Raw genomic sequence first — 18,955 nt, 5'->3', positions numbered from 1 at the left:
CCGTCCACGCCCATCACGTCCTCCTCGGTTCGCCCGGTGACAGCGTGGCGCACGCCACCGACAGCCGTACGCCCGTTGGCCAGATCCCGCTGCGCGTCGCCTGCCCGCGGGCTGACGGAAGCACCGCCTTGTGTATACACAGATCACCGACCCGTGCCATACTCGAGCCTGGCAGCCGCCGAGGTCGGCGGCCGATGTATACATACGAGGAGTGAGTCGATGGCCGTCGAGCGCGCCAGTGACCGCGCCTACGCCACGCTCAAGGCCGAGATCGTCGGCTGGGACCTCACCCCCGGCACCGTGCTCGGCGAGGTCGAGCAGGCTGCCCGCCTCGGCGTCTCCCGCACCCCCGTCCGCGAGGCGCTGGCCCGGCTGACCGCCGACGGGCTCGTGGCGCAGCAGGCCGGCCGAGGCCTCGTCGTCACCCAGGTCTCGCTCGACGACGTCGTCCTGCTCTACGAGCTGCGCACCGCGCTCGAGACCCACGCCGCGCGCCTGGCTGCGGCCCGGCGCGACGAGCAGACCTTCCGCGAGCTGGAGACGGAGTTCTCCCGGGTCACCGACGTGCTCGCCTCCGACGACGCCGACCGGCACGGCTACTACGACCTGGTCGAGCGGTTCGACGACGCCATCGACAGCGCCGTCGGCAACCCCTACCTCGTGACCGACCTGCAGGGCCTGCGCTCCCACGTCGCCCGCGCCCGCCGCCTGTCCCGCCGCTCCGACGAGCGGCTCACCCAGGCCGCCTCGGAGCACCTGGCCATCGTGCGCGCGATCCTCGACGGCAACGGCGAGCTCGCCGCCCACGCGACCCACGTGCACCTGAGCAACGCGCTGCGCAACATCCGCGCGACCGACCCCGAGGCCGACACCCCTCCCGCGCGCGTCTCCTGACGCCGAGTGCCCGAATCTGCAAGCCGCACAACCTGATCCGCCGACAACGACGCACGAGAACGAGGAGCACATGAGCAGCACCGCCAGCCACGAGCCGGCCACCCGCCACACCGTTCGCACCTACCGCAGCGAGGAGGAGCTGCCGCGCGAGGAGCAGCTCGCCTGGCGCATCGCCGAGGTGGCGTCCGACCTGGTCGACGTCGACGACGAGGTCGTCGACATGATTATCAACCGGGTCATCGACAACGCCGCCGTCGCCGCCGCGTCGCTCACCCGCAGCGCTCCCAGCTCGGCGCGCGCCCAGGCCCTCGACCACCCCGTCTCGCGCGGGGGAGCGGGCTCGACGATCTTCGGCGTCGACCTGGAGACCACGACCAGCCCCGAGTGGGCCGCCTGGGCCAACGGCGTCGCCGTGCGCGAGCTGGACTACCACGACACGTTCCTCGCCGCGGAGTACTCCCACCCGGCCGACAACATCCCGCCGATCGTCGCCGTCGCCCAGCACGCCGGCAAGGACGGCGCGGCCCTGGTGCGCGGCATCGCCACCGGTTACGAGATCCAGGTCGACCTGGTGCGCACGGTCAGCCTGCACAAGCACAAGATCGACCACGTCGCCCACCTGGGCCCGTCGGCCGCGGCCGGCATCGGCACCCTGCTCGGCCTGCCGACCGAGGTGATCTACCAGGCCGTCGGCCAGGCGCTGCACACCACGACCGCGACCCGCCAGTCGCGCAAGGGCGAGATCTCCTCCTGGAAGGCGCACGCCCCGGCCCTCGCCGGCAAGATGGCGATCGAGTCGGTCGACCGCGCCATGCGCGGGGAGACCTCGCCGAACCCGATCTACGAAGGTGAGGACGGCGTCATCGCCTGGCTGCTGGACGGCCCCGACGCCTCCTACGAGGTGGCGCTGCCGGCCAAGGGCGAGCCCAAGCGTTCGATCCTGGACACCTTCACCAAGGAGCACTCGGCGGAGTACCAGGCGCAGGCCTGGATCGACCTGGCCCGTCGCCTCGGCAACGAGCGCCCCGAGCTGCGCGACCCCGAGCAGGTGACCAGCATCGTGCTGCACACCTCCCATCACACGCACTACGTCATCGGCTCGGGCAGCGGCGACCCGCAGAAGTACGACCCCACCGCCAGCCGCGAGACGCTCGACCACTCGATCCCGTACATCTTCGCGGTGGCGCTGCAGGACGGCGGCTGGCACCACGTCGACTCCTACGCCCCCGAGCGCGCCGGCCGGCCCGACACGGTCGCGCTGTGGCACAAGATCACCACCGACGAGGACCCCGAGTGGACCCGTCGCTACCACTCCGAGGACCCGCGCGAGAAGGCGTTCGGCGGTCGCGTCGAGATCACCCTCGCCGACGGTTCGCAGGTGGTCGAGGAGATCGCCATCGCCGACGCGCACCCGTTCGGCGCCCGCCCGTTCGTGCGCGAGAACTACGTCGCGAAGTTCCGGATGCTCGCCGAGGGCGTGCTCGCGCCCGAGGAGATCGAGCGCTTCCTGGACCTGGCCGAGCGGCTCCCGTCGCTGACGGCCGAGGAGGTCCGCCAGCTGTCCATCGTCGCGCCGAAGCAGCTGCTGGAGTCGGCGCCTGCCCCGAAGGGACTCTTCTGATGCTGTACGCCGGCACCAGCCCTGCCGAGAAGCGTCGCCTCTTCCGGGAGCGGCTCGCGAGCGGTGAGCTGCTGCGCTTCCCGGGGGCGTTCAACCCGCTGTCGGCCCGGCTCATCGAGCGCAAGGGGTTCGAGGGCGTCTACATCTCCGGCGCGGTGCTCAGCGCGGACCTCGGCCTGCCCGACATCGGCCTGACCACCCTCACCGAGGTGGCCGGGCGCGGGGCGCAGATCGCCCGGATGACCGACCTGCCCGCGATCATCGACGCGGACACCGGCTTCGGCGAGCCGATGAACGTCGCCCGCACGATCCAGACCCTCGAGGACGCCGGCCTGGCCGGTGCGCACATCGAGGACCAGGAGAACCCCAAGCGCTGCGGTCACCTCGACGGCAAGGCCGTCGTCGACGAGGACACCGCGCTCAAGCGCATCCGGGCGGCCGCCGCCGCGCGGCGCGACGACAACTTCCTGATCATGGCGCGCACCGACATCCGGGCCGTCGAGGGTCTGCCGTCGGCGATCGACCGGGCCAAGGCCCTGGTCGACGCCGGCGCCGACGCGATCTTCCCGGAGGCGATGCGCACCCTGGAGGAGTTCGCCGCCGTGCGCGAGGCGGTCGACGTGCCGATCCTCGCCAACATGACCGAGTTCGGGAAGTCCGAGCTGTTCAGCGTCGACCAGCTGCGCGACGTCGGCGTCAACATCGTCATCTGGCCGGTGTCGCTGCTGCGCATCGCGATGGGCGCTGCTGGCCGCGCGCTCGACACGCTGAACGAGGACGGGCACCTGCGCTCCAAGCTCGACGAGATGCAGCACCGCGCCGACCTCTACGACCTCGTCGACTACGAGGCGTACAACCAGTTCGACACCTCCGTCTTCAACTTCACCATCGACCGGTAGGAGAACCGCTGTGGCTGACATCAAGAAGGGCCTTGCCGGTGTCGTCGTCGACTACACCGCCATCAGCAAGGTCAACCCCGAGACCAACTCGCTGCTCTACCGCGGCTACCCCGTCCAGGAGCTGGCCGCGACGCAGCCGTTCGAGGCGGTCGCCTACCTGATGTGGAACGGCGAGCTCCCGACCGACCAGCAGCTCGCCGACCTGCGCGCCACCGAGCGCGCCCACCGGGCGCTGACCCCCGAGGTCAAGCAGGCCATCGACCTGCTGCCGACCAGCGCGCACCCGATGGACGAGGTCCGTACGGCCGTGTCGGCCATCGGCGCGACCGAGACCGCCGGCATCACCAACGTGCTCGACGCCGTCGGGACCCCCGAGGAGAACCTCGAGCGCAGCGTCCGGTTGTTCGCCGCGCTGCCGGCGATCGTGGCGTACGGCCAGCGCCGGCGCCGCGGGGAGGAGGCGGTCGAGCCGCGCGACGACCTCGACTACGCCGCCAACTTCCTGTGGATGACCTTCGGCGAGGAGGCCGACCCGGTCGTCGTCGACGCGTTCAACCGCTCGATGATCCTCTACGCCGAGCACTCCTTCAACGCCTCGACGTTCACCGCCCGGGTCGTCACCTCGACCCTCAGCGACCTCTACTCGGCCGTCGTCGGGGCCATCGGCGCCCTCAAGGGCCCGCTGCACGGCGGCGCCAACGAGGCCGTGCTGCACGTCTTCGACGAGATCGGCACCGCCGACAACGTCGCCCCGTGGCTGGACGAGGCGCTAGCCGAGAAGCGCAAGATCATGGGCTTCGGCCACCGCGTCTACAAGCGTGGCGACTCGCGGGTGCCCACGATGAAGACGGCGCTGGACACCCTCGTGGAGCACTACGACCGCCCCGAGGTCGCGGCGCTGTACGACAACCTCGAGTCGGAGTTCGTCTCCCGCAAGGGGATCTACCCCAACCTGGACTACCCGTCCGGGCCGGCGTACAACCTCATGGGCTTCGACACCCTGACGTTCACGCCGCTGTTCGTCGCCTCGCGCATCACCGGCTGGACCGCGCACATCATCGAGCAGCAGGGCGACAACGCGCTGATCCGCCCGCTGTCGGAGTACAACGGTCCCGACGAGCGGCACATCGAGGGTTACGTCCCCGACGCCGCCAACCTCGAGGCCGCCGAGCGCGCCGAGGAGGCCGCGGGCTGATCGACGGCCCCGCACGACGAGACCGGGCCCGGAGGCATACGTCCTCCGGGCCCGGTCTCGTCGTCTCGGCGCTCGCGGTCGTTCGGCTACTTGTCGAAGCCGTGCTCGGCCGCCGGGAAGCTCCCGTCGCGCACCTCCCCGGCGTACGTCTGCGCGGCCTCGCGCAGCGCCTCGCCGAGCCGGGCGTACTGCTTCACGAACCGTGGCGCCCAGTCGCCCATCCCGGCCATGTCGGTCCACACCAGGATCTGACCGTCGCAGCCGGGCCCGGCGCCGATGCCGATCGTCGGCACGGCGAGCGCCTCGGTCACCCGCTGCGCGAGGGGCACCGGCACCATCTCCAGCACCACCGCGATGGCCCCGGCGCCGGCGATCGCGCGGGCGTCGGCGAGCAGCTGCTCGGCGTCGTCGCGGCCCTGCACCCGGGGGCCGCCCAGCGCGTGCTCGGACTGCGGCGTGTAGCCCAGGTGGCCGACGACCGGGATGCCGGCCTGGGAGATCGCGCGCACCTGCTCCACGACCCGCTCGCCGCCCTCGAGCTTCACGCCGTGGGCGCCGGTCTCCTTCATGAACCGCACGGCGGTGGCGAGCGCCTGTTCGGGGCCGGACTCGTAGGAGCCGAACGGCAGGTCGACCACGACGAACGCCCGGCCGGCGGCCCGGGCCACCCCGCGGGCCGCCGGGATCATGTCCTCGACGGTCACCGGCAGGGTCGTGTCGTGGCCGTGCATCGTGTTGCCGATCGAGTCGCCGACCAGCAGCATGTCGACGCCCGCGGCGTCGAGCAGGGCGGAGGTGACCGCGTCGTAGGCGGTGAGCGCGACGATCTTCTCGCCGCGCTCCTTCATCGCCCGCAGGTGGTGCGCGCGCACGCGCTTGGGGCCGGTGCTGGAGGCAGGGGAGTGTTTCGACACGACCGCGAGCCTACTTCCGCGTTACCTGCTGGGCCGCAGGAACCGCGCCCGGTCCACCCCATAGCATCAAGGCGTGACGCAGGCGAGGCACGAGACGGGTGACGTCCAGCCTGCCGTCAGCCACGCCGTCTGGACGATCCCGAACGCGCTGTCGGCGCTGCGGCTCGTCGGCGTCCCGATCTTCCTGTGGCTGATCCTCGCCGAGCACGACACCGCCGCGCTGATCGTCCTGATGGCCAGCGGCATCACCGACTACCTCGACGGCAAGATCGCCCGCCGCTACGGCCTGATCTCCCGCCTCGGGCAGCTGCTCGACCCGATCGCCGACCGGCTCTACATCATCTCGACCCTGTTCGGGCTCGCGGTGCGCTCGATCATCCCGTGGTGGCTGGTCGTGGTGCTGCTCGCCCGCGACGTGTTCGTGCTGGCGCTCGGCCCGCTGCTGCGCCGCGACCGGCTCCCGATCCCGCCGGTCCACTTCGTCGGCAAGGCGGCAACCTTCAACCTCATCTACGCCTTCCCCCTCATGCTGCTCGGCGAAGGCAGCAGCACCCTCGCCGAGATCGCCCGGCCCATCGGGTGGGCCTTCGCGTGGTGGGGCACCGGGCTCTACTGGATCGCCGGCCTGATGTACGCCTACCAGGTCGGCAGCATGGTGCGCGCGGCTCGGCGGGTGGACAGGAGCACCCCGTGAGCCCCGCCAGCCGATCGCCACGTCCGCGGCCGCCGGTGGGACAGAGCATGGCGCTGCTCACCGAGCTCATGGAGCACCCGCTCGACGGGTCCTACCAGGACCGCGCCGACGCCCGGGTCGCCCGCGGCGAGCCGGCCGCCACGGGTGGTCGCAGCCCGCTGCTGCTGGTCGTGTGCATCGTGCTCGGCCTGCTGCTGGCGGTGGCCGCCCAGACCCTGCGGGTGCCGCAGGAGCGGGCGAGCGGGCAGCGGCAGGAGATCATCACCCAGATCGAGTCCCGGCAGCGCGGCAACGCCACCCTCGCCAAGCAGATCTCCGGCCTGCGCTCGCAGATCGCGGCCGCACAGGAGCAGGCGGTCGGCAGCCCGGGGAGAGCACCCTGGCCGAGCAGCTCTCGCGCACCGAGGCGAGCGCCGGCGCGGTGGCCGTCAGCGGCCCAGGCGTGGTCGTCACCCTCGACGACAGCGCCGGTGCGGAGGCGGCCGGCAGCGACCCGCGCGCGGGCAGCGGGGAGGGCGCCACGCTGACCTCCACCGACCTGCAGATCCTGGTCAACGGGCTGTGGCAGGCCGGCGCCGAGGCCGTCAGCATCAACGGGCACCGGCTCACCGCGCTGTCGGCCATCCGGTTCGCCGGGGCAGCGATCCTGGTCGACTACCGCCCGCTCGCCCGGCCGTACGCCATCTCCGCGATCGGCGCCCCCGGACTGTGGGACACCTTCCGCGCCGGGCCGGGCGGGTCGTACCTCGAGTCCACCCGCAGCCAGGTCGACCTCGACGTGAAGGTTAATGTCTCGGAGAAGGTCGACATCCCCGCCGCCGACGCGGCCGCGCTCTACCAGGCCAAGCCCCGTACGCCCGCGACGGCCTCGTCCTCCGCCAGCACCTCGACCCGCAAGGAGACCCCGTGATCCCCGCCGTAGGACTCGTGCTCGGCCTGCTCATCGGGCTGGTGGTCCAGCCCGACGTGCCGACCTGGCTGCAGCCCTACCTGCCGATCGCGGTCATCGCCGCGCTCGACGCGGTGTTCGGGGCGCTGCGGGCGGTGCTGGACGGGATCTTCGACGACAAGGTGTTCGTCGTGTCGTTCCTGTCCAACGTCGTCGTCGCCGCCCTGATCGTCTTCCTCGGTGACCAGCTCGGCGTCGGCTCGCAGCTGTCCACCGGCGTGATCGTCGTGCTCGGGCTGCGCATCTTCAGCAACGTGGCCGCCATCCGTCGACACCTCCTCAAGGCCTGACCATGAGCGAGGAGACGAGCGACGCGAAGGCCACGCGGGAGGACCAGCAGAACCCCGCCGAGCCCACGCGCGAGGACCAGGCCGGCTCCGGCACCCCGGCGTGGCGCCGGATGGCGCGGGTCGGGTCACCGCGGGCCACCCGCGGCAAGGTCGTGGCCGCCCTGCTCGCGCTGCTGCTGGGCTTCGCGATGGTCACCCAGGTGCGTCAGACGCGCACCAGCGGCCTGGAGAACCTGCGGCAGAGCGACCTCGTGGCGGTGCTCGGCAACGTCAACAACCAGTCGACCCGGCTGCAGCGCGAGGCCAACGACCTCACCCGCACCCGCGACGGGCTGCGCTCGGGCAGCGGCGGCGCCGCGCAGAAGGCGGCCCAGGAGCGCCTGACCACCCTCGGCATCCTCGCCGGGACGGTCGCGGCCACCGGGCCGGGCGTGCAGATCGTCATCAACGACCCGGCCGCGGCGGTCGGCGCGCCCAACCTGCTCGACGCCGTGCAGGAGCTGCGCGACGCGGGGGCCGAGGCGATCCAGATCGGTGACGTGCGGGTGGTGGCCTCGACCTGGTTCGGCACCGACGCGCAGAACAACCTGGTGGCCGACGGGAAGGTGCTGCGCGCGCCGTACACCATCCTCGCCATCGGCGACCCCAGCACCATGGCGACGGCGATGGCCATCCCGGGCGGCGTCACCGAGACCATGCAGCAGCTGGGCGCCCAGCCCGCGGTGACGCAGCAGAAGCAGATCACGGTGAGCGCGTTGCGACCGCTCGAAGCGGCTCGTTACGCTCAGCCGAGCGCGCCCCAGTGACGCGCGACCACCCGTCCGACACGAGGAGAGAGACCCGCATGAGCGACCTGGAGTACCCCGCGAATCTGCGCTACACGAGCGACCACGAGTGGGTCGCCGACCGGGGTGAGGGGATCGTTCGCGTCGGTGTCACCGCCTATGCGCAGGACGCGCTCGGCGACGTCGTCTACGTCAGCCTCCCCAACAAGGGCGACACGGTCGCGGCCGGCGACTCCTGCGGCGAGGTCGAGTCGACCAAGTCGGTGAGCGACCTGTACTCGCCGCTCGACGGCGAGGTCACCACCGTCAACGACGCCCTGGAGAGCTCGCCCGAGCTGGTCAACTCCGACCCCTACGGCGACGGCTGGATGTACGAGATGTCGGTCGCCGACAGCGCGGCGATCGGCGAGCTGATGGACGCCGACGCCTACCGCTCGTCGCTCGCCTGAGGCACGCCCTTACCCCTTCGCCCCCTAGGGTGGATTCGTCCCGAGCCTGTCAGGGCCGGGGCATAGACTGACAGCACCGAGGTCAGCCACGGGGTCGCGCCCGCAACCGCCGCACGTGCACACGTGAGCACGCGTGGGGCGGCAGCTCCTCCGGCAGTGCCCGTCGCCCGTCGACGGCGCCGCCCGGAGCGCGACACCCACGGCCGGCCCCGGCGGCGCCGACCCGGCGCCACTGGTGACCGGCGACCGAGAGGTCGCCCCGTTGACCCACCACCGCCCAGGCGGGGTGGCGCAGAAGACTGGGAGGTGGACGATGTCCGACAGCAACGGCGATTATCTGGACGACCCCACGACGGCGAGGCTGCCTCGGTTCACCGAGCCGGAGAGCCCGGAGTTCGTGCCCGAGGCCGAGGCCCGGCTCGGCACGAGCGACCAGGCGACCGTCGACGCGCTGCGTCCGGGCACCGCGCTGCTGATCGCGCTGCGTGGCCCCAACACCGGCGCCCGCTTCCTGCTCGACTCCGACGAGGTCAGCACCGGTCGTCACCCCGACAGCGACATCTTCCTCGACGACGTCACGGTCTCCCGCCGCCACGCGATCTTCCGCCGCACGCCCGAGGGCTTCCAGGTGCAGGACGTCGGCTCGCTCAACGGCACCTACGTCAACATGCAGCTGGTCGACTCGGCCACCCTGCGCACCGGTGACGAGGTCATGGTCGGCAAGTTCCGCCTCGTCTATCACGGCAGCCCGCAGCAGACCCCGTGACCGCTCCGACCTCGCCCGGTGGGCGCGGCCTGACGATCGGTGCGGTGCTGGAGCAGCTGCGCGAGGAGTTCCCCGACCTCACCGTGTCCAAGGTGCGCTTCCTCGACGCCCAGGGGCTGGTGTCCCCGCAGCGACGCGAGTCCGGCTACCGCGAGTACACCCCCGCGACATCGAGCGGCTGCGCTTCGTGCTGGCGGCCCAGCGCGACCGGTTCTGGCCGCTGAAGGTCATCCGCGAGGCGCTCGACGCCTTCGACCGCGGCCTTGCGCCCGACATCGCCCCCGAGGGCCGGCCGGCGCCGCCGCCCGTCGCCGAGAGCGACCGGTCGGTCCCGGCCGCGACCGAGCTGGCCGAGGAGACGCCCGAGCTGCGGCTGACCCGCGCCGAGCTGGCCGAGCACTCGGGTCTCACCGGCACCGCGGTGGCCGAGCTGGAGACGTTCCACCTGGTGCGACCGGGGAGTCGGGTCACTTCTCGGCCGCCGACCTGGAGGTGGCGCGCTCGGCCAAGGCGCTGGAGGCGTACGGCCTCGGCGGGCGCCACCTGCGCGCGTTCCGGCTCGCGGCCGACCGCGAGGTCGGGCTGGTCGAGCAGGCCGCCGGCAGCTCACCCGAGCGCCGCGCCGAGGTGCTGGCCGCCTGCCTTGCCCTGCACGTGGCTCTCGTGAAGGGCGGGCTGCACGGGTAGCCTGGGAGGGTGCGAAAGGTCGAGGTTCTCGGAGTCCGGGTCGAGATGCCCACCAACCAGCCCATCGTGCTGCTGCGCGAGCTCGACGGTGGCCGTCACGTGCCCATCTGGATCGGGGCGCCCGAGGCCAGCGCGATCGCCTACGCCCAGCAGGGGTGACCCCGCCGCGGCCGCTCACCCACGACCTGCTCGTTCAGGTCATCAGCGAGCTGGGGCACCAGCTCGACGAGGTGCACATCACCAGGCTGGACGAGATGGTCTTCTACGCCGAGCTCGTCATGGACGGCGGCGACCGCACCGTGGAGTCGCGCTCGTCCGACGCCATCGCGGTGGCGCTGCGCAGCAACGTCCCGATCCTGGTCGACGAGGCGGTGCTGGACGAGGTCGGCGTGATCGTCCCCGACGACGACGCCGACCAGGAGGTCGAGCGGTTCCGCGAGTTCCTCGACCACGTCTCGGCCGAGGACTTCGAGCAGGAGTCGCGCCGCGAGGGCGAGGGCGACGATGACCGCTAACCGTCAACTGCAGGGTGAGGGTTGTTCGACCGTGCTGCGACACGCCGGCCGTTCGGGCCCGCGGTCGTTGCTTCCGGGTGCGCCCGGCCATAGCGTCAGCCACAGCACAGACCAACTTTTCGCGGCGGACAACCCGCCCAGGGCACGTCGGAGGTAGCCGTGGTCAACACGGGCGAGGCACGGTCCCAGAAGTCGGCGGCTCCCGCACCGCTCCAGGAGCCGCTGTTCACCGAGGACCTGCCGGAGTCGATGACCGACGCGGTCGGCTATCGCGGGCCGGCGGCCTGCCGCGCGGCCGGCGTGACCTACCGCCAGCTGGACTACTGGGCCCGCACCGGGCTGCTCGAGCCGTCGGTGCGCAACGTGACCGGGTCCGGCCACCAGCGGCTCTACAGCTTCCGCGACATCCTCGTGCTCAAGGTCATCAAGCGCCTGCTCGACACCGGCGTCTCGCTGCAGCAGATCCGGGTCGCGGTCGGCGCCCTGCGCGAGCACGGCGTGGCCGACCTCGCCGGCATCACGCTGATGTCCGACGGCGCCTCGGTCTACGAGTGCACCTCCGACGACCAGGTCATCGACCTGATGCGCGGCGGTCAGGGCGTGTTCGGCATCGCGCTCGGCTCGGTCTGGCGCGAGGTCGAGGGCACCCTGTCCGAGCTGCCCAGCGAGCGCCCGGAGAGCGAGCTGCCCGCCGAGCACCCGGGCGACGAGCTGCGCGCCCGGCGCGAGCGCAAGACCGGCTGAGCCGGCCACCACCAGCAGCACCGACACGTCCGCGGCCCGAACGGGATCCGCGGACGTTCGTCGTCGCTGGTAGATTTGGGTCTGCCGACGACACCGAGCGGGAGAGTCCCCGAGCCGACCGGCCCGGGGCGCCGAAGGGGCAAACTCCCCACAACCTCTCAGGCGCCAGGACCGCTCGGGTAGGCAGCTCTGGAGCACGCGTTCGCGACAGAGGGGGACGTGCACGGCGTGGTCGCCGCGCGCGGCCACCTCGACCGGGAGATGCTCATGACCGACGCGACCGCCCAGGCCCCCGACTTCGTCAGCCGGCACATCGGTCCTGCCGACGAAGACCTCGCCGCGATGCTGCAGACCATCGGCAGCGACTCGCTCGCCACGCTGCTCGACAAGGCGATCCCCAGCGTGATCCGCAGCCGGGCTGCCCTCTCGCTCGACGCCGCCGACTCCGAGCCGGCCGTCATCGCCGAGCTGCGGGCCAAGGCGGCGCGCAACACCGTGCTGACCTCGATGATCGGCCTCGGCTACTACGGCACCCACACCCCGGGCGTGATCCGGCGCAACATCCTGGAGAACCCCGCCTGGTACACCGCCTACACGCCCTACCAGCCCGAGATCTCCCAGGGCCGGCTCGAGGCGCTGCTGAACTTCCAGACCGTCGTCAGCGACCTGACCGGCCTCGCGACCGCCGGCGCCTCGCTGCTCGACGAGGCCACCGCCGTCGCCGAGGCGATGACGCTCATGCGCCGCGGGAGCAAGGTCGACAAGGACGCCGTCCTGCTGGTCGACAGCCAGCTCATGCCGCAGTCGATCGCCGTGACCCGCACCCGCGCCACGCCGCTCGGGATCGAGCTGGTCGTCGCCGACCTGCACGACGTGTCCGACGCCGACGGGCTGCGCGCCGCCGCGGGCGACCGCGAGGTGTTCGGCGTCGTCGTGCAGTACCCCGGGGCCGACGGCCGCATCGTCGACTGGACGGCGCTGGCGTCGGCCGCGCACGAGGCCGGCGCGCTGGTCACCGCCGCGGCCGACCTGCTGGCCCTTACCCTGCTCACCCCGCCCGGGGAATGGGGCGCCGACATCGCGGTCGGCACGAGCCAGCGCTTCGGGGTCCCGATGGGCTTCGGCGGCCCGCACGCCGGCTACATCAGCGTGCGCTCCGGCCTGGAGCGCACCATGCCCGGCCGACTCGTCGGGGTGAGCGTCGACGCCGACGGGGCGCCGGCGTACCGCCTGGCGCTGCAGACCCGCGAGCAGCACATCCGGCGCGAGAAGGCCACGTCCAACATCTGCACCGCGCAGGTGCTGCTGGCCGTCATGGCCTCGATGTACGCCGTCTACCACGGGCCGCAGGGGCTGCGCCGGATCGCGCTGGAGACGCACGCGAAGGCGCGGGCGCTGCACGACGCGCTCGAGGCCGGCGGGGTCGAGGTCATCCCCGAGCACTTCTTCGACACCGTCACGGCGGTCGTCGCCGGGCGCGCCGACGCCGTCGTCGCCGCGGCGCTCGAGCGGGGCATCAACGTCTGGAAGGTCGACGCCGACCACGTGTCGGTGAGCGTCGACGAGACCACGACCGACGCCGAGCTGGCCGCGGTGGCCACCGCCTTCGGCGTCAACGCGCCCACGCCCGAGGTGGCCGAGCCGCAGTGGCCGAGCGAGCTGGTGCGCACCAGCGACTACCTGGAGCACCCGGTGTTCCACAGCCACCACAGCGAGACGGCGATGCTGCGCTACCTGCGCGCCCTCGCCGACCGCGACTACGCCCTCGACCGCGGCATGATCCCGCTCGGCTCGTGCACGATGAAGCTCAACGCCACCACGGAGATGGAGGCGGTGACCTGGCCGGAGTTCGCTAACCTGCACCCGTTCGCCCCCGCCGCGCAGAGCGAGGGCATCCGCGAGCTGATCCACGACCTGGAGGGCTGGCTGTGCACGATCACCGGCTACGACGCGGTGTCGCTGCAGCCCAACGCCGGGTCGCAGGGTGAGTTCGCCGGGCTGCTGGCGATCCACGCCTACCACCAGGCCAACGGCGACCACGAGCGCAAGATCTGCCTGATCCCCGCGTCCGCGCACGGCACCAACGCCGCCAGCGCGGTCATGGCCGGCATGAAGGTGGTCGTGGTCAAGACCGCCGCCACCGGCGAGGTCGACCTGGACGACCTGAAGCAGAAGATCAAGGAGCACGGCGAGAGGCTCGCCGCGATCATGGTCACCTACCCCTCCACGCACGGCGTCTTCGAGGACACCATCACCGAGCTGTCCTCGCTCGTGCACGAGGCGGGCGGCCAGGTCTACGTCGACGGGGCCAACCTCAACGCCCTCATCGGCCACGCGCAGCCGGGCGACTTCGGCGGCGACGTGTCGCACCTGAACCTGCACAAGACGTTCTGCATCCCGCACGGCGGGGGCGGCCCCGGCGTCGGCCCGGTCGCGGTCCGCAGTCACCTGGCGCCCTACCTGCCGAACCACCCGCTGTCGCAGGAGGCCGGGCCCGCCACGGGCGTCGGCCCGATCTCGGCCGCCCCGTTCGGCTCGGCGTCGATCCTGCCGATCTCGTGGGCGTACGTCCGGCTCATGGGCGGCGCCGGCCTGACCAAGGCGACCGAGACCGCGGTGCTGTCGGCGAACTACGTCGCGGCGCGGCTGAAGGAGCACTACCCGGTGCTCTACGGCGGCACCGACGGGCTCATCGCCCACGAGTGCATCCTCGACCTGCGCGGCATCACCAAGGACACCGGCGTGACCGTCGACGACGTCGCGAAGCGGCTCATCGACTACGGCTTCCACGCGCCGACCATGTCCTTCCCGGTGGCCGGCACCTTGATGGTCGAGCCGACCGAGAGCGAGAGCCTGGCCGAGCTGGACCGCTTCTGCGACGCGATGATCGCGATCCGCGAGGAGATCCAGGCCGTCGCCGACGGCACGGTCGCGGTCGCGGACTCGGCGCTGCGGGGCGCTCCGCACACCGCGCAGTCGATGGCGGGGAGTGGGACCACCCCTACACCCGCTCCGAGGCGACCTACCCGGCCGGCGTCGACCCGCTGCGCAAGTACTGGCCGCCGGTCCGTCGCATCGACGGCGCGTACGGCGACCGCAACCTCATCTGCTCCTGCCCCTCGCCGGAGGCGTTCGAGGACTGAGCCGGCCCACCCTGCGCTGCGCTCGGGCGCGCCGGTCTCACAGGCCGGCGTGCTCGAGCGCTTCGTCGTAGCGCTCGGTGGCCTCGGCGTCGGAGCACCCCTCGACGAGGGCCTGGTCGTAGACGGCCAGCAGCCGCTCCTGCACCGGCGCGAACCGCTCGGCCCACCGCTCCTGCTCCTCGCGCCAGTAGCCGAGGACGTCGAGCTGCGCCAGCTCCCAACGGTTCTCGCGGCGCAGCAGCTTGCGCACCGCGCGCGCCTGGGCGGCCTCGGCCCCCAGCCAGCAGTAACCCCGGCCCGCGGGGAGCTCGAGGTCGGTGACGGTCCGAGCGAGGCGGCTCGGGGCCAGACCGTTGCCCGACCCGGCGACCGGCACCAGGCGTACGGCGGTGGGGAGGAGTGGTAGATAGGCCAGGTCGGCCTGGTCCGCCACCTCCACGACCGCGACGACCGGCACCTGCTGCGGCAGCTCCTCGACGATCCGCGCCAGGGCGGGCAGCCCGGCGAGGTCGGCCACGAGCAGCTGCCAGTCGGTCTCGGGCTGCGGGGCGTACCAGGAGTGGCCGTACGCCACCGTCACCTGCGCACCCGGTGCGGCGGCGGCCGCCCACGCGGCCGCGTGCCCGTGGCCGTGCAGCACGACGTCGAGGGTCATGCGGTCGCCGTCCTGCGCGCGCACGGAGTAGTTGCGCGCCGTGGGCGCGCCGCCGTCCGGCGCGGGGAGGTAGACGCCGACGGCCGCGTCCGGCACGTCCGGCACGGTGAGGCGGGCGGGCTCGGCAACCTCCAGCACGAGGCGGCGGATGCGCGGGCTGCCCGTCGGCTGCGCCGTCACGACGGTCGCGAGCGACTCCGGCGGGGCGGTCATCGGGCAGCCACGCCGGGGTTCAGGCGCGCAGCGTGGCGAGGTGGTCGGCGATGCGCTCGATCGCCTCGGTGAGCATCTCGACGTCGGGGAGCGTCACCAGGCGGAAGTGGTCGGGCTCCGGCCAGTTGAACCCGGTGCCGTGGGTGACCAGGAGCTTCTTGGCGCGCAGCAGCCCGATGACGAACTCCTCGTCGTCCTCGATCGGGTAGACGTCGGGGTCCAGCCGCGGGAAGCAGTAGAGCGCGCCCTGCGGGCGCTCGCAGCTGACGCCCGGGATGTCGTTGAGCAGCTTGTACGCCGTCATGCTCTGCTCGTAGAACCGGCCACCGGGGACGATGAGGTCGTCGATCGACTGGTATCCGCCGAGCGCGGTCTGGATGGCGTGCTGCGCCGGGACGTTGGCGCACATGCGCATGTTGGCCAGCAGGGTCAGGCCCTCGAGGAAGTCCTCGGCGAGGTGCTTGGGGCCGGAGATCATCAGCCAGCCGGCGCGGTAGCCGCAGACGCGGTACGCCTTCGAGAGCCCGCTGAACGTCAGGCACAGCACGTCGTCGCCGGCGAACGAGGCGGTGTGGTGGTGCTGCAGCCCGTCGAAGACGATCTTCTCGTAGATCTCGTCGGAGAAGATGACCAGGTCGTGCTTGCGGGCGATCTCGACCAGGTCGCGCACCAGCTGCTCGGAGTAGACCGCGCCCGTCGGGTTGTTCGGGTTGATGATCACCAGGGCCTGGGTGTTCTCGGTGATCTTGGACTCGATGTCTTCGAGGTCGGGCTGCCAGCCGTTGCTCTCGTCGCACAGGTAGTGCACCGGCACCCCGCCGGACAGCGAGACCGCCCCGGTCCACAGCGGGTAGTCGGGGGCCGGCACCAGGATCTCGTTGCCGTCGTCGACGAACGCCTGCAGCACCATGCTGATCAGCTCGGACACGCCGTTGCCGATGAACACGTCCTCGACCGAGGTATCGCGCAGCCCGCGGCCCTGGTAGTACTGCGCGACCGCCGTCCGCGCGGAGTAGATGCCCTGGGAGTCGGAGTAGCCCTGGGCCTCGGGCAGGTGGTGCACCATGTCGGCGACGATCGCCTCGGGGGCCTCGAACCCGAACGGTGCCGGGTTGCCGATGTTGAGCTTGAGGATCCGGTGCCCCTCGGCCTCGAGCCGCTGAGCCTCGACCAGGATCGGTCCGCGCACGTCGTAGCGGACGTTCTTCAGCTTGTCGGACTGCCGGATCTCACGCACCGGCCCAGGGTCGCACAACGCGTCCCCTCCGCCGGGGTGCGCCTCGCCGTGCGGACGGCCCACGACGGGGGTCCGCCCCGACCTCGTCGAGGTGCAGCGAGGTCACGCGGGCACCGCGGCGTCGGTGGGCAGCTGGACGTGCAGGCTCGAGCCCGACTCGGACTTGCGGACCTCGATCTGAGCCGGGATGCGTTGGCGCAGCTCGGCGAGGTGGCTGACGATGCCCACCGTGCGGCCGCCCTCACGCAGCTGGTCGAGCACGTCGAGCACGTGGTCGAGGCTCTCGTCGTCGAGGCTGCCGAAGCCCTCGTCGACGAACAGCGTCTGCAGCGGACGCCCGCCGGCGTCGTGCTGGATGGCGTCGCCGAGCGCGAGGGCCAGGGCGAGGGAAGCGAGGAACGTCTCCCCACCGGAGAGGCTGGCCGTGGCCCGCTGCTCACCGGTCCAGGCGTCGTCGACCTTGAGCCCGAGCCCGCCGCGGGTGTTGCGGGCGCCGTTGCTGACGTCGTGGACGAGCCGGAACCGTCCGGAGGTCATCGTGGCCAACCGGTCGTTGGCGAGCCGGACGATGTGCTCGAGCCGCGCGGCGAGGACGTAGGCCGACAGCCGCATCCGCAGCTCGGCCTCCGAGCCGCGCGCACCCGACACCACGGCGGACAGCCGCTCGAGCCGGTCACGCCGCTCGACCAGCGGCGCCAACGCCTCGCCGGCGGTCGCGATCCTGGCTCCCGCGGAGCGGACCGTGCGGGCGTCGCGCTCGAGCTGGGCCGCGCGGCGCTGCGTCTGGGTCCACCGGTTCTGCTGCTGGGTGACCCGCTGGGCCAGCGCCGCGACGTCGGGCGGGTCCGCCTCGAGGGACCGCGCCACCTCGGCGTCGTCCAGCACGCGGGCGGCGTCTCGCCGGGCGTCCTCGCGCTCGCGGGTGGTGCGGGTGAGCTCCTTGATGCGCCGCGGGTCGCGCTGCGCGGCCCGGGCGGCCGCCGGGTCGGCGAGCTGCGCCTCGGTGAGCGCCGCCGCCAGGCGGTCGCGCGCGGCGGTGAGGGCACGGGCGGCCTCGGCCTCCTCGCGCTCGGCGCTGGACCAGTCGCGCACGGCGTCGTGCCGGCGCCGGTGGGCCTCGCCCAGCGCGGTCGCCGCCGCGTCAAGGCTGTCTGCCGCGGCGCGTCCCTCGGTCGCCGCGGTCGGGTCGAAGGAGGCGTCAGAGGGCCGCGCCCCGTCGAGCAGGAAGGCGTCGAGGGTGCCTTGGACGGCCACGGCCGAGCTCTGCGCCGCCCCGGCGCCCTCGCCCGCCGTCCCGGCGCCCTCGCCCGCCGTCCCGGCTCCCTCGCCCGACGCCTCGGGCGCGTCTGCCGCGCCCTCGCCGGCGTCGCCCAGCAGGGCCAGCAGCTCGTCGGCGTCGTCGAGCGGCCAGCAACCCGCCCCGGCCTCGGCCGCCACCACCTCGGGCTCGCCGCCGCAGGCGCACCGGCGGTCGTGCTCCACCCGGGCGGACCTGGCTCGCGCGCTGCCGGCAGCGACGTCGGCCGCCGTCTCGCGCAGCCGGGCCCGGGCGGCGACCCGGTCGAGCTCACTCTGACGTACGGCATCGGCATGGTCACCCAGCTCCTCGCGCAGCGAGGCCAGCTCGAGCTCGAGCCGCTCGTGCTCGTCGCGAGCGGCCGTGCAGCGGCGGCGCCAGTCGCGCGCGCTGCGGTCGACCTGCGTCAGCCAGCCCGCGACCTCGGTGAGGTCCACGGCCCGCACCAGCGGTGGCGGGGACACCGTGCCGGCCTCGGGTGAGCCTTCACCGCGCGCGAGGTCCGCGACGGCGGACAGCGCGGCCGCCAGCTCGGACTCGCCACCCTCCACCCGCTCCGCGGCGCGCTCGGCGACGCGGGATGCCTCGACCTCGGCGACGCGGGCGTGCTCGGCGGCCTCGGCGGCGGCATCGAGCTGGGCGTCGGAGACCAGCTCGGGGTCGCTGCCATGGGCGGGGTCGGGGTGCGCGAGCGACCCGCACACCGGGCACGGCTCGTCGTCGCGTAGGTCGAGCGCCAGACGCGCGGTGACCTGCCCGCGCCAGGTGGCCTGCAGGGCGTCCTGGGCGGCCTTCGCGTCGCGGTGCTGGTCGAAGCGTGCAGTGAGCTGCTCGCCGGAGGTGCGGGCGGCCCGCTGCCGCTCGGTGAGCTGGTCGAACCGGTGCTGCGCGGCCTCGCAGGCGGTGACGAGCTGCTCGGCGTGGGGGAGGGCTGCACCGTCGCCGGCGCACGTGAGGGCCGCCGCCAGCGAGGACTCGCGAGCCCGCAGCCGCTCGGTCGCCGCGGCC

The 18,955-nt window shown here is 72.7% G+C and carries 18 protein-coding genes, 2 pseudogenes and 1 riboswitch; of the genes and pseudogenes, 16 read left to right on the top strand and 4 right to left on the bottom strand.

Annotated elements, in window-relative coordinates; all coding sequences use genetic code 11:
- Positions 1-219 precede the first annotated feature (219 nt).
- From QUE40_RS08085 to QUE40_RS08070, 4 genes are all read left to right on the top strand, one after another.
- Entirely contained in the window at positions 220-894 is a 675-nt protein-coding gene (locus QUE40_RS08085; RefSeq protein WP_289232831.1) for a GntR family transcriptional regulator, read from the top strand.
- 70 nt (positions 895-964) lie between these two features.
- Positions 965-2,515 (top strand): MmgE/PrpD family protein, encoded by a 1,551-nt coding sequence (locus QUE40_RS08080; RefSeq protein ID WP_289232830.1) that lies wholly within the window; start codon positions 965-967, stop codon positions 2,513-2,515.
- A complete protein-coding gene (gene prpB, locus QUE40_RS08075) occupies positions 2,515-3,414 on the top strand; it encodes a methylisocitrate lyase (protein WP_142005206.1) in 900 nt (299 codons plus the stop codon). Before QUE40_RS08080 ends, prpB begins: the two co-directional genes overlap by 1 nt.
- Before the next feature lie 10 nt (positions 3,415-3,424).
- Positions 3,425-4,609 carry a bifunctional 2-methylcitrate synthase/citrate synthase gene (locus QUE40_RS08070; protein ID WP_289232829.1) on the top strand — a complete coding sequence of 395 codons (1,185 nt, stop codon included), beginning with the start codon at positions 3,425-3,427 and terminating at the stop codon, positions 4,607-4,609.
- Positions 4,610-4,695: 86 nt separating this feature from the next.
- Here the strand turns inward: QUE40_RS08070 and panB are convergent, their stop codons facing one another.
- Entirely contained in the window at positions 4,696-5,523 is an 828-nt protein-coding gene (panB, locus tag QUE40_RS08065) for a 3-methyl-2-oxobutanoate hydroxymethyltransferase (protein WP_289232828.1), read from the bottom strand.
- A 73-nt stretch (positions 5,524-5,596) separates the two neighbouring features.
- Here panB and clsA point away from each other — a divergent pair, with 73 nt between their 5' ends.
- The 12 genes and pseudogenes from clsA (at position 5,597) to gcvP (ending at position 14,545) form a co-directional block, all read left to right on the top strand.
- A complete protein-coding gene (gene clsA, locus QUE40_RS08060; protein ID WP_289232827.1) occupies positions 5,597-6,217 on the top strand; it encodes a cardiolipin synthase ClsA in 621 nt (206 codons plus the stop codon).
- 47 nt (positions 6,218-6,264) lie between these two features.
- Positions 6,265-6,744 (top strand): hypothetical protein, encoded by a 480-nt coding sequence (locus QUE40_RS08055; protein ID WP_289232826.1) that lies wholly within the window; start codon positions 6,265-6,267, stop codon positions 6,742-6,744.
- Complete coding sequence (locus tag QUE40_RS08050; RefSeq protein ID WP_289232825.1) at positions 6,660-7,127, top strand: DUF881 domain-containing protein; 468 nt, start codon at positions 6,660-6,662, stop codon at positions 7,125-7,127. The genes QUE40_RS08055 and QUE40_RS08050 overlap by 85 nt, the downstream gene beginning before the upstream one ends.
- Positions 7,124-7,456 carry a small basic family protein gene (locus QUE40_RS08045; protein ID WP_142005202.1) on the top strand — a complete coding sequence of 111 codons (333 nt, stop codon included), beginning with the start codon at positions 7,124-7,126 and terminating at the stop codon, positions 7,454-7,456. Before QUE40_RS08050 ends, QUE40_RS08045 begins: the two co-directional genes overlap by 4 nt.
- A 2-nt stretch (positions 7,457-7,458) precedes the next feature.
- Complete coding sequence (locus QUE40_RS08040; protein ID WP_289232824.1) at positions 7,459-8,262, top strand: DUF881 domain-containing protein; 804 nt, start codon at positions 7,459-7,461, stop codon at positions 8,260-8,262.
- A gap of 38 nt (positions 8,263-8,300) precedes the next feature.
- Positions 8,301-8,690 (top strand): glycine cleavage system protein GcvH, encoded by a 390-nt coding sequence (gene gcvH / locus QUE40_RS08035; RefSeq protein WP_142005200.1) that lies wholly within the window; start codon positions 8,301-8,303, stop codon positions 8,688-8,690.
- Positions 8,691-9,003: 313 nt separating this feature from the next.
- Positions 9,004-9,456, top strand: coding sequence for an FHA domain-containing protein (locus QUE40_RS08030; RefSeq protein ID WP_142005199.1), 453 nt, complete (start codon positions 9,004-9,006; stop codon positions 9,454-9,456).
- Positions 9,453-9,680 (top strand): MerR family transcriptional regulator, encoded by a 228-nt coding sequence (locus tag QUE40_RS19090; protein ID WP_350227109.1) that lies wholly within the window; start codon positions 9,453-9,455, stop codon positions 9,678-9,680. The genes QUE40_RS08030 and QUE40_RS19090 overlap by 4 nt, the downstream gene beginning before the upstream one ends.
- A gap of 268 nt (positions 9,681-9,948) precedes the next feature.
- The gene (locus QUE40_RS19085; RefSeq protein ID WP_350227108.1) at positions 9,949-10,143 is read left to right on the top strand and encodes a hypothetical protein; all 195 of its coding nucleotides are present in this window, start codon (positions 9,949-9,951) and stop codon (positions 10,141-10,143) included.
- A 9-nt stretch (positions 10,144-10,152) separates the two neighbouring features.
- A pseudogene (locus tag QUE40_RS08020) lies at positions 10,153-10,658 on the top strand (bifunctional nuclease family protein).
- Between the two features lie 159 nt (positions 10,659-10,817).
- On the top strand, positions 10,818-11,402 hold the full coding sequence (locus tag QUE40_RS08015) for a MerR family transcriptional regulator (protein ID WP_392426019.1): 585 nt from the start codon (positions 10,818-10,820) through the stop codon (positions 11,400-11,402).
- Positions 11,403-11,490: 88 nt separating this feature from the next.
- Positions 11,491-11,586, top strand: a riboswitch (glycine riboswitch).
- Between the two features lie 83 nt (positions 11,587-11,669).
- Positions 11,670-14,545, top strand: a pseudogene (gene gcvP / locus QUE40_RS08010) (aminomethyl-transferring glycine dehydrogenase).
- 37 nt (positions 14,546-14,582) lie between these two features.
- Here gcvP and QUE40_RS08005 read toward each other — a convergent pair.
- From QUE40_RS08005 to QUE40_RS07995, 3 genes are all read right to left on the bottom strand, one after another.
- Entirely contained in the window at positions 14,583-15,413 is an 831-nt protein-coding gene (locus tag QUE40_RS08005; protein ID WP_289232823.1) for a siderophore-interacting protein, read from the bottom strand.
- Positions 15,414-15,432: 19 nt separating this feature from the next.
- The gene (locus QUE40_RS08000; RefSeq protein WP_142005196.1) at positions 15,433-16,650 is read right to left on the bottom strand and encodes a pyridoxal phosphate-dependent aminotransferase; all 1,218 of its coding nucleotides are present in this window, start codon (positions 16,648-16,650) and stop codon (positions 15,433-15,435) included.
- Positions 16,651-16,752: 102 nt separating this feature from the next.
- Positions 16,753-17,187: an SbcC/MukB-like Walker B domain-containing protein gene (locus tag QUE40_RS07995; RefSeq protein WP_289233039.1), complete on the bottom strand. Its 435-nt coding sequence runs from the start codon at positions 17,185-17,187 to the stop codon at positions 16,753-16,755.
- Between the last annotated feature and the right edge of the window lie 1,768 nt (positions 17,188-18,955).

The organism is Barrientosiimonas endolithica, assembly GCF_030296655.1.
Lineage (GTDB): Bacteria > Actinomycetota > Actinomycetes > Actinomycetales > Dermatophilaceae > Barrientosiimonas > Barrientosiimonas humi.
The sequence above is the reverse complement of the archived record's forward strand: the minus strand, read 5'-3'. Positions and strand labels throughout refer to the sequence as shown.

What these genes read in the sequence shown, in the direction of transcription:
- QUE40_RS08085 (WP_289232831.1), top strand. Translation starts at nt 220, where the DNA reads ATGGCCGTCGAGCGCGCCAGTGACCGCGCCTACGCCACGCTCAAGGCC.
- QUE40_RS08080 (WP_289232830.1), top strand. Translation starts at nt 965, where the DNA reads ATGAGCAGCACCGCCAGCCACGAGCCGGCCACCCGCCACACCGTTCGC.
- prpB (WP_142005206.1), top strand. Translation starts at nt 2,515, where the DNA reads ATGCTGTACGCCGGCACCAGCCCTGCCGAGAAGCGTCGCCTCTTCCGG.
- QUE40_RS08055 (WP_289232826.1), top strand. Translation starts at nt 6,265, where the DNA reads ATGGCGCTGCTCACCGAGCTCATGGAGCACCCGCTCGACGGGTCCTAC.
- QUE40_RS08040 (WP_289232824.1), top strand. Translation starts at nt 7,459, where the DNA reads ATGAGCGAGGAGACGAGCGACGCGAAGGCCACGCGGGAGGACCAGCAG.
- gcvH (WP_142005200.1), top strand. Translation starts at nt 8,301, where the DNA reads ATGAGCGACCTGGAGTACCCCGCGAATCTGCGCTACACGAGCGACCAC.
- QUE40_RS08030 (WP_142005199.1), top strand. Translation starts at nt 9,004, where the DNA reads ATGTCCGACAGCAACGGCGATTATCTGGACGACCCCACGACGGCGAGG.
- QUE40_RS08005 (WP_289232823.1), bottom strand. Translation starts at nt 15,413, where the DNA reads ATGACCGCCCCGCCGGAGTCGCTCGCGACCGTCGTGACGGCGCAGCCG.
- QUE40_RS07995 (WP_289233039.1), bottom strand. Translation starts at nt 17,187, where the DNA reads ATGACCTCCGGACGGTTCCGGCTCGTCCACGACGTCAGCAACGGCGCC.